General features: G+C 63.4%; 9 protein-coding genes. 1 reads left to right on the top strand and 8 read right to left on the bottom strand.

Annotated elements, in window-relative coordinates; translation table 11 throughout:
- The 4 genes from VH499_RS21255 to VH499_RS21240 all read right to left on the bottom strand — a co-directional run.
- The coding region (locus VH499_RS21255; protein ID WP_332054759.1) for a beta-glucosidase family protein at positions 1–2,455 on the bottom strand (2,455 nt) is incomplete at its 3' end.
- A gap of 47 nt (positions 2,456–2,502) precedes the next feature.
- Positions 2,503–4,722 carry a beta-glucosidase gene (locus VH499_RS21250; protein WP_332054758.1) on the bottom strand — a complete coding sequence of 740 codons (2,220 nt, stop codon included), beginning with the start codon at positions 4,720–4,722 and terminating at the stop codon, positions 2,503–2,505.
- Positions 4,723–4,825: 103 nt separating this feature from the next.
- Positions 4,826–5,767, bottom strand: coding sequence for an efflux RND transporter periplasmic adaptor subunit (locus VH499_RS21245; RefSeq protein WP_332054761.1), 942 nt, complete (start codon positions 5,765–5,767; stop codon positions 4,826–4,828).
- Positions 5,764–5,958, bottom strand: coding sequence for a DUF3302 domain-containing protein (locus tag VH499_RS21240; RefSeq protein ID WP_332054760.1), 195 nt, complete (start codon positions 5,956–5,958; stop codon positions 5,764–5,766). The genes VH499_RS21245 and VH499_RS21240 overlap by 4 nt, the downstream gene beginning before the upstream one ends.
- On the opposite strand from VH499_RS21240, the gene VH499_RS21235 reads away from it, so the two are divergent.
- Positions 5,887–6,057, top strand: a complete 171-nt coding sequence (locus VH499_RS21235) for a hypothetical protein (protein WP_332054762.1) — start codon at positions 5,887–5,889, stop codon at positions 6,055–6,057. The genes VH499_RS21240 and VH499_RS21235 overlap by 72 nt on opposite strands.
- On the opposite strand, the gene VH499_RS21230 is transcribed toward VH499_RS21235, so the two are convergent.
- The 4 genes from VH499_RS21230 to VH499_RS21215 form a co-directional block, all read right to left on the bottom strand.
- Positions 6,025–6,600, bottom strand: a complete 576-nt coding sequence (locus VH499_RS21230) for an HdeD family acid-resistance protein (protein ID WP_332054757.1) — start codon at positions 6,598–6,600, stop codon at positions 6,025–6,027. The two genes, VH499_RS21235 and VH499_RS21230, sit on opposite strands and share 33 nt — an antisense overlap.
- Before the next feature lie 135 nt (positions 6,601–6,735).
- Positions 6,736–7,647, bottom strand: coding sequence for a DUF2950 domain-containing protein (locus VH499_RS21225; RefSeq protein WP_332054756.1), 912 nt, complete (start codon positions 7,645–7,647; stop codon positions 6,736–6,738).
- Positions 7,648–7,687: 40 nt separating this feature from the next.
- Positions 7,688–9,316, bottom strand: a complete 1,629-nt coding sequence (locus VH499_RS21220; RefSeq protein ID WP_332054755.1) for a DUF3300 domain-containing protein — start codon at positions 9,314–9,316, stop codon at positions 7,688–7,690.
- 129 nt (positions 9,317–9,445) lie between these two features.
- A partial coding sequence (locus VH499_RS21215) for an HAD family hydrolase (RefSeq protein ID WP_332054754.1) occupies positions 9,446–10,100 on the bottom strand: 655 nt, incomplete at its 5' end.

Below are 10,100 nucleotides of genomic sequence, written 5' to 3'. Positions count from 1 at the left end.
CGGTCACGGTCGCGGCCGACCGGATATCGTCGGAGCTGCTCCCGGCAGCGATCGTGACGGGTCCTGGCTCCATCACCAGCTCGCCCGACATGCCGGTGTACGCCAGCAGGCTGAGCGGAACCGTGAAAGTCACCGTCCGCGACGCGCCAGGCTCCAGCTCGACCCGCGCGAAGCCGACCAGTTGCTGCGCCGGCAGGGTGACTCCGGTCGCGGTATCCTCGGCATAGAGCTGCACCACCTCGGTCCCAGCTCGCCCCCCGGCGTTCCTGATGGTAAGCGATGCGCGGATTTCGCCGCCGACGTCGACGCTCCCGTTGTCGAGCTGCAGCGGGCCGTATTCGAAGGTCGTGTAGCTGAGACCGTGGCCGAACGGAAACAGCGGTGTCGACGGCATGTCGAGGTAGCGCTTGTGGATGTCGGCCTTCGTTCGCCGATATCCACTGCCCCACTTCTGCCCGTGGTGGATCGGGATTTGTCCGCTGTGTCGAGGGATCGTGACCGGGAGTTTCCCGCCCGGGTTCGTGACGCCGAAGATGGCGTCGGCGAGCGCGGCGCCTTGGTGGGGTCCGCCGAAGTACGCGGTGAGGACGGCGGGGAGCCCGTCGATGACAGCTGTCAAGCCCGGCGGACGCCCGAACGACACCACGGCGACGGTGGGCTTGCCGACCTCGGACACGGCCTTGACGAGCTCCACCTGCTGCGGCGGCAGGTCGATGTTCGCGCTGTCGGTGCCCTCGCCTTCGGTGCGCTCCTTGCCGGCCCACGCGGAGTGGCCACCGATGTAGAGGATGACCGCGTCGGCCTCTCGCGCGGCGGCGACGGCGGTCGGGATGTCGGTCGGAGCGGACGGCCTGATCCCGGTACCGCGGACGACGGTGACCGTGGCGTCAGGCAGGAGCGTGCGGACTGCCTCGGCCAATGAGACGGCGGGATAGTTCGACCGCACGTAGTCGTCGAGGTCCACCTTGATGTAGTCCTGCATCTCGGCCACCATCGCGGCCTTGGCCTCGGGCGGGATGTCGCTGGCGCCCGTATCGGTCCCTGCCATCAAGGTCTCCTCGCCGGTGAACCGCGCCCGCATCATGGCCAGTGCGGCGGGATACGTGTAGGCCGGGAAGCCGACCATCGTGCTGTTGGCAAATGGGCCGATGACGGCGACCTTCCTGATGTCGCGACCGAGCGGCAGCAGGTTCGTCTCGTTCTTGAGCAGCGTCACCGAGTCGGACGCCAGTCGCCGAGAGAGCTCGTTGCCCTCAACTGCGACCGCTCGGATCCGGACCGGGTCTTCAGGGACGTACGGATCATCGAAAAGCCCGAGGGCGAACTTGTCGCGCAGCACGCGCCGCACCGACTCGTCCAACTGGGACTCGGGTACCTTGCCGCCCTGCACGGCGTTGACGAGAGCCTGTCCGTAGGCTTGGATCAATGGCAGCTCGACGTCCATCCCGGCGGCAAGCGCGAGTGCACCGACCTCCTCTGGATCGGCCGCAACCCGCTGACGGGTCTGCGCCCAGCCGACCCCGGTGTAATCAGAGACAACCGTTCCCGTGAAGCCCATCCGTTCGCGCAGAAGCGTCGTCAGGATCGCGCGGGAGACGTGGATCGGCACGCCATCGAACTCGGCGTACGACGCCATCACCGAGGTCAGCCCGGCAAGCCGAATCGCGGCTTCGAAGGGCCGCGCGTAGACATCGTAGAGCTCGCGGGCGCCGATCGCGGTCGCCGCCATGTTCTGGCCGCCCTCGGTAACCGCATAGCCGAGGAAATGCTTCGCGGACGGAATGACGCCGTCGTGCAGGTCTCGACCCTGCATCCCCCGGGTGAAGGCGACGCTGAAGGCGCTGACCAGGTAGGGGTCTTCACCGAACGTCTCGTGCACTCGTCCCCAACGGGGATCGCGGGCAACGTCCATGACCGGTGCGAGCGCTTGCTGGATGCCGATCGACCGCAGCTGGCGACGCATGATGTCCGCCATCTCCTCGACGGCAGACGGGTCCCACGCAGCCGCCAGCCCGAGGGGCGTCGGGAAACCCGAGAACTGCGGGGCCACGACGCCGTTGGCGGCCTCGTTGTGGAAGATCGCCGGGATCTTGAGCCGGGTCTCCGTGAGCAGATAGCGCTGGATCGCATTGGCCATCTTCGCCACTGTCTCGGGCGACTTGTGCCCGAACGCGGCCAGCGCCGAGATCTGCCCGATCCCGTGCTTCAGATTCGCGTCAAGTTGATCGCGGAGCAGACCGTCGGTACCGATCAGCGCCATCGGAAACATCGCCGAGAGCTGCATCGCTTTTTCTTCAACGGTCATTTGCCGCAGCAGCGCGTCAGCGCGCTCCATCGCCGTCTTCATCGCCGAAGCGTTCATCGTCACCTCCATCGGGCCGGCGGCGGCGCGCGTCAGCGAATCTTTCGCGGAAGAACGATGCACGGGGTTTCGCTTCTGCGTCGCGAAGTCCACACGGTTATCATGAATCTGAATCGGTCTTTCGTCGGCAACGAGCTGTCTCAGACGCCGAACACCCGCATCGGCAGTTGCACTTCTGCGTTCAGCACCGGATCTTCAGCCGATTTGCCGAGCACAATGCGATAACGTCCTGGCGCAATCCGCCAGCGGCCCGCCTGCCCGTCAAATCGGGCAAGCAAGCGCGGATCGACTACCATCGTAACCTGCTTTGACTCGCCAGGCTTAAGGATCACGCGTTCGAACCCGAGCAGCCGCATTCGCTTTTCTCCGGGGGCATCGGTCAGATAGAGCTGGGGCACGTCCGCCCCATCACGTTGGCCGGAATTTGTCACCGAGAAGGTCGCACTGACTGATTCACCGCCCGTAACCTTCAGATCGCTGTAGGAGAAGCTCGTGTAGCTCAGTCCATGACCAAAAGCGTACATCGGCCTTTGGTTTTTCTGCGCATGCCAGCGGTAGCCGACCTCGGCGCCTTCGTCGTAGCGAATCGTGATCGGCGTGCCCCAGGGAGTTTCGATGCCCGGCAGCACCGGCCGCGGCGTCTGTGCGAGACTCTCCGGGAAGCTGATCGGCAGCCGGCCCGATGGATTCACTTTTCCGGTGAGCACTTCGGCAATCGCCTGGCCGCCGGCCTGCCCCGGATACCATGCCTGTGCGATTGCCTTCACTTTGTCGCGCCACGGCATTGAGACCGGATTGCCGGTTTCCAGCACGACAATCGTATTGGGATTGGCCGTGGCGACGGCATCGATGATCGCATCCTGGCCCCACGGCAAGGAAAGGTCGGGAAGATCGAACGCTTCGCCTTCGATGCGGATGCCGAAAGCGATCACAACGTCGGAACGCCGCGCCAGCAAGGCCGATTCTGCCGGCGTATAGGCGCCGTCGAACTCGATCTGGGCCTGCGGCAAGAGCTTCTTCAGCTCCGCCAGCGGCGATGAGGGCAGGAGGTACATGTTGCGCGCACTTCCCATCGAGCCGTGCGCGCCGCCAATGTTCACGCTTCCGGCGTAGCCGCCGACCGGCAACACGGCGCCCGAGCCTATACCCGTCGGCACGCCCAACTGCGAAAAACCGCCCACAATGCCGATCTTCACCGGACGGTCCGTCGCAAGCGGCAACGCGCCGTCGTTCTTCAGCAGCACGATGCCCTGCCGCGCGATCTCGAGCGCGATTTCATTGTGCTTCGCCATATCCAGGGTGGGTGCAGCATCCCACTTGTCGATGCCGACCGCATAGGCCGAGCGCAAAATGCGGCGCACCATGTCGGACAGGCGTTCCTTCGGGAGCTTGCCTTCCGCGTAGGCCTTCCGCAGCCGATCCGTGAACGCCTCAGCGCCCCATTGCTTGACGTCCATCTGGACGCCGGACTCCTGATCGAGTCCCTTAAGCGCGTAGTCCCATTCGGGCACTGCACCCCAGTCGGACATCACGTAACCTTTGTAACCCCAGGCGGCCTTGAGCACCTCGTTCAGCAGGTGGCGATTCCCGCTCGCGTATGTGCCGTTGATCTTGTTGTAGCCGCTCATGATCGAACCTGGCTCGGAGCGCTCGATCGCAATCTGAAAAGCGAGCAGATCAGACTCACGGTGCGCCGCAGGATCGATGATGGCGTCGAGCCAATGGCGGTTGGTCTCATTGTTATTAAGCGTGTAATGCTTGAGCGTGGAGATGACCTTCTGACTCTGGATGCCGTGGACGGCCTCAGCTCCGAGCACGGCACTCACCCATGGGTCTTCCGAGTAGTACTCGAAATTCCGCCCGTTGCGCGGATCCCGGGCGAGGTTGATGCCGCCGGCCAACATGATGTTGAAGCCGCGCATCCGCGCCTCGCGGCCGATCGCAGCGCCGCCCGCGCGTGCGAGGTGCGGATTGAAGCTCGAGCCGACGGCGATTGATGCCGGAAACGCTGTGGCGCCCTTGTCGTCGGGCCGGTAGCCAGGGTTGGTGACGCCCATGCTGGCATCGCTCGACTGCAGCGCCGGAATGCCGAGTCGCGGAATGCCTGGCGTATAGCCCGCGCTCATGTTGACGCCTTCGGGAATGCGCTTGTCGCGCGGGACTCCGATGGAAGGAATGGCGCCGATGAGGCTGATGATGAGCGAGAAGCGCTCGTCATCGGTCATCTTCTGCTCGGTTTCGCGCGCGCGCTCGTCGGGCGAAGCACCTTGAGCATGTGCAGGCGTGGAAGCCATTGCGGCGCCCAGCGCGACGGTGCCGGCTAATTTTCCAAGATCGCGTCGTGAGTATGTCGGGGACATGGTGGCGCCCTCATAAGTTGTCCGGCGAGCCTCGCGGAACTGATGTTGCGGTTGCGACCCGTCGGCCTCGCGTATCTCTACCGTCGTCCGGGCTGGAAGCCCGTCAAAACGGATTGACGTAATTCACAATTGCGATTTGCCGCAGGATGACCCTGCGGATGATGTGGCTCGGCTTGATGCGGTCGGTGAAGATTGCCGCGCTACCCACGGCACCGGCCGGCAGCCGCGCCGCGAGCTTGTCGTCGTCGAGCTTCACGCGGACAACGAACGGGATGGCAGTGACTTGTCTTGGCGCCACCGCCGTGCCGGATGCCAGGACCTGGCCGGCTGATGTTGCTTCCAGAACGCTCTCGACTTTGCCCTTGAACACCTGACCGGGGTAGAGCTTGAAAGTCACTTCGACCTCCTGCCCCGGCCTGACATAGCGCGTGTAGATCTGAGAAATTTCGACGCCGACCACTGTTTCCGAGGTGTCGATGAACGCCATTACGGGTGACAGCGGCAGGTTGGCAACGCGCGCGCCTTTCATCAGGCCCACATTGGTGACATAGCCATCAGCCGGAGCGCGGACGACCGTCTGATCGAGGTTGTATTTTGCGCCCGTGAGCTGGCCCTTAAGCTTGTCGACATCGGCCTGTCGCTGCTCGACGTCAAAGGTCCGGCCGGCGTCGCTGCGCTGAAGTTGTGTCATTTGATCGAGCCGCAATTCCTCGAACTTGAGCTGCGCGGCGATCGAATCGACCTGTGACTGGTAAGGCACCGGGTCGATCTTGAACAAGACGTCGCCGGCCTTGAGCGGCTTGTTGGGCTCGACCGGAACGTCCGTCACCTCGCCGGCAACGTTCGGAACGATCTGCACCGACTGCCGCACGACAAGCGCCGAGCCCTGCGGCGCACCCCACCCCATCGGGACGAAAAGGCCGAACATCAACAGCAGCAAAACGATGAGCGGAGAGCATTTCCAGAACAGGTTGAAGGGGACGATCTTCGTCTTTACCAGAATGAAGAGAATGACGAGGTAGACGTTGAGGATGGCGACGATCATCGCGCCGTCTCCCGCACGCGCGGTACGTCGACATAGGCCCAGATCAACACGACGGGCCACAGCACAAAGCCACAGATCAACGTCACCCAACCGGCGACGGTAACCGCCTGCGCCCACGGATGGCCGCGATTTTTGGCGATGTGACCGGGCAGCGATCCGGCGATGAAAAATATTGCGATCCCGCTCGCCACGAGAATGAGAAGAACGATCCAGGCAAAGAGATCAATCATCGCCAGGTCCGGGCAACTGATCCCGGTTCAAGCATGCGCATGCTTGCGCAGGCGCAATGAGAACATCACCAGGATGATGCCATAGATGATCGCGTAAATACCGATGACGAACAGCAAAGCGAGCGCTCCGGTGCCCGGCCGAACCATCAGCGTAATGCCGAACAGCACGGACAGCACTCCGCCCGCGATCAGCCACCATTCGTTGTCGATTTCCTTACGTAGCCTGATGGCGCCGATGATCTCCATGACCCCGATCACGATCGCCCAGCTTGCGATGACGAAGAGCAGGATGAACGCCGTCAGGCCGGGCAGCAGGAACGTCAGCAGGCCGGCGGCAATGCCCGCTAAGCCGATAATCGCGAGCCACCAGCGTGGCGCTGCAGACCCGCCGCGGATTGCTTCGATGATCGCCAGCACGCCGTCGACGAGCGCAAAGGCGCCATAGAACAGCACCAGCGTGATCAGGGTTACGCCCGGCCAGACGAATGCGAGCAAACCGAAAACGATTGCGCAGATGCCGCGCAGGAGGATCAGTGACCAGTTTCTGGCGAGCGCGTGTAGCATCAGCGGCGGAACGATTGGATGATGGGCGGCGCTGGTCATGACGAACCTCCTTGCTTTACGCCAACGGAGAAAGTCGGCGGGCGCGTTATGCTAAAGACACCAGCCGGACCGCCGTATCGGCGCGATGCACATGAATCAATGCCTCCTGCCACGGCCGGGTAACAAATCCCGACGCTATTTTTCGGTGTCGACGACCTTCCTCCAGGTGTGATCCGGGCTGAACGAGGTCATGCGCGCCGCAAGACGGGCCGTGCGGCTGCCGAGATCCTTCTCGTAGATGTCGCCGTCGTTGTTGATGATGAAGGTCATGATCCCGGAATTACCGTACTCGGCCGGGTAAGCGACCAGGCCGAAGCCACCGATCATGTTGCCTTTGACGATATAGTCCACGGCACCGCCGGGCGCGGTCGGGCCCTGGCGCGTGAGCACCTTGAAGCGATAGCCATTGAAAGGTTCGGCGGCGCCGACGCGATAGCCGCGCTGCGTTGCCGCGGCGACCGCTTCGCCGAGCGGGCTCGGCGTTTCGTTCCCGCTCGTCGGCCAATAGAGTCCATCCTTCTGGCCGGGCGAGCTGACAATCTTTTGCGCATAGACCGCCTGACCGCTCTTGTCTTTGTTCATGTCGGCGTATTCGTTCTGCGCGTCCCAGTAGGCCAGCATGGCTTTCATGGTCGCGAGTTCGTTGCGACCGATACGGCGCGCCAGGATTTCCTCGCGGCCGCCAGCGACGTCGAAAATCCACTGACCGTCGCGCTGCACCATCGGAATCGGGAACGGCCAGTCGTTCGGACCGATGACCAGCACAGCCGGCTTGCCGGATTCGGTAACGATGTGGTGCCCGGCATCATAAGCGGACAGATATTCCTGCCGGGCGTCCGCGTCGGCAACCGGATCGCCGGATGAAACCAGTTCCTGCGAGCCCGGGCCAAGAATGCTCACAACTGACTTGCTGTCCCCGCTGCGCGCCGCGTTGACAAGCGCCTGGACCGCCTCCTCCGGTGTCTTGAAACGCTGCTGCGCCTGCGCGAGCGGGGACAGCGCGAGGATGAGCATCGCCGCGCCGGCGAGGATCGTGGTCTTGCCCAAGAGGCGTACGTGGTGTGCGTTCATCATGACCGTTCACCTCTCAATGCGACGCCGAGACGGCGGACGGAATCCGCGCGCCCGTGGCGAGCCAGTGATTGTAGCTTTGGAATTGCACGCCGAGCTTGTCGTAGTTGACGCTCAGGTAGCCGTCGTGACCACGGATCACCGCATCCGGGGCAACCGCCTGCACTTCCTGCGCCATCACGCCGACATAGGCCTTGTCGCTGCCGTAGTAGCTGAAGCGATAGAAGCCAAGACCATTGTCGAGATGGCCGAGCAGCATGATGTCGTGCTTGAGCGCGATGTCGGAACGGCGTCCGCCGCCGCCACCGCGACCGCCCCCGCCTCCCCGTCCGCCGCCGCCGCCCATGCGGGCACCCCCGCCGCCGCCCATGCGTGCGCCGCCGCCACCGCGACCGCCCATGCTCGCACGACCGCGAGAGGCCGAAGCCATGGCGTTACGGCCGCCACCGCCAGCGCCGGCGAAGGCACTGCGATTGCCACCGCTGGGACGCGCGCCCTGGCTCGGACGGGCGCCACCGCCAGGACGGGATCCGCCTTTTTGTCCGCCACTCGGACGCGTTGCAGCTTTTTGACCACCACCGCCGCCGCCCGGACGATTGCCTGCTCCGCCGCCGGGACGTTGAACGCCACCGCCGCCCGCACCCGGGCGATTGCCGGCGCCACCACCGGGACGATCGCCGCCCGGCCGCAGCGCGGCCTGGCCGTTGTGCCCGCGGAAGTCCGTGCGGTTACCTGCGCCGCCGCGGATGTTGTTGCCCTTGTTCATTCTGTCGGCGACGCCTTTGTTGTTGTAACGAACGCCGTGCCGGTGATCGGGGTTGTGCTGCCAGTTCCCACCACCGCCCGGTCGATTTCCACCGCCTGGCCGATTGATGTTGATGTTGTTGTTATTCCAGTTGATGTTGGCGTTACCGCCCCAATAACCTCCGCCGCTGGCCCAACGTCCAATCGCATAGCCCGCGCCGAATGCCAGGCCCGCGCCCAAAATTGCGCCGCCATACGGCCAGTAGCTCGCGCCCCAGTAGTACGGCGGATAGGCCGGGTACGGCCACGCGCCATAGACCACCGCAGGGTCGTAATACGGCACATAGACCGTTTGCGGATCGGCCTGCTCGATCACGATGACCTGCTTGCTGCCTTCGGATCTCCTTGAAACTTTTTGCTGTGGCGTCGACTGCAGCTTGTTGTTCGCCTCGGCTTTTGCGCGCAGCCGCTGAACGCCGTCCATCACATCAGTCTGCTGCGCGAGCATGGCGTCGCCGAGCTTTTGGGTCCAGTCGAGCTTGTCGCTCATCATGTCGAGTACTGATGGGGTCGCGACGAGCGACGTCACGCTTTCATCCCACCCTTGCTTCTCGGCGGCAGTCTTCAGCGCATCGTCCTTGAGACCCTTGTTTTCCTTCGCCCATCGGCTCGCCTGGACCACCTCGAGTGGATAGGTCGACGCCATCAGCACCTGGGACAGCAGCGTGTCCGGGTAAAGCGCTATAGGCGAGAGGAGTGCATCTATTTCTCCTGGTGTGAGAAGCTTGTCCTGCGCAGGGGCGGCGGCCGGCGCGGGAGCCGGCTGGCTCTGTGCGTTCACCACCGGGGCAAAGGCAATAAAAAGAATGATTGTTAGTGCTTGTGCGAGGAATTTCGACATGACCACTCCCTCGTTTCGCCCGTCGTGGAGGCGAGGTCGACACACCAGAATATCAAGCCCGCTCGGGGCATTTTGACTTAAGTCAAAGCCGATAATCGAGTTGGACCGAGGTCCAACATTCCCCGGAAACTATGGCGGCGGGAAGATCTGTTTCCAGTCCGCCTTCATGTCGACGACGGTCCAGCCACGTTTTTCGGCTTCGTCGAGCGCCTTGTCGAGCTTGCCGATGCGCGACTTGCGATCATAGGCATATTCGCGCTCGGCGTCGGTGTGGTGCACGATACCCATAAACCGGGCACCCGGCCACGCGGCCGTCCATTGCAGCATCTGCAGATCGCCATCTGAATTGCCGAAAGCGAAGATAGGATGCCGGCCGATAAACCGATTGATACCGACGGGCTTGCCGGGACCGTCGTCAATGAACTCGACTTTCGGCAACTTGCGCAATGATGCCGCGCCGTCAGGCCTGATCTCGAATTTCGTGACGCCGGAGGAACCGACCACCTGCTCCGGCGGAATGCCGTAAACTTTCTCTGTCCAGGGTCGCATGAACTCGATTCCGCCGCCCGACACGATGAAGGTCTTGAAGCCGTTGGCCCGCAGATAGGCCATCAATTCCAGCATCGGCTGGTAGACGAGTTCGGTATAGGGGCGCTTCCAGCGCGGATCCTGGGCCTTCTCGATCCACTTGCTTGCTTCGTCGTGGAACTCCTCCACGGTCATCCCGGTCAGGGTCGCAGCGAGGATCTTTTCGAGATCTCGCATCGGGAGCTTCGCAATAGCC

The sequence above is a fragment of the Reyranella sp. genome, from assembly GCF_036558665.1.
Lineage (GTDB): Bacteria > Pseudomonadota > Alphaproteobacteria > Reyranellales > Reyranellaceae > Reyranella.
This window is presented reverse-complemented; position numbering and strand designations above follow the sequence as displayed.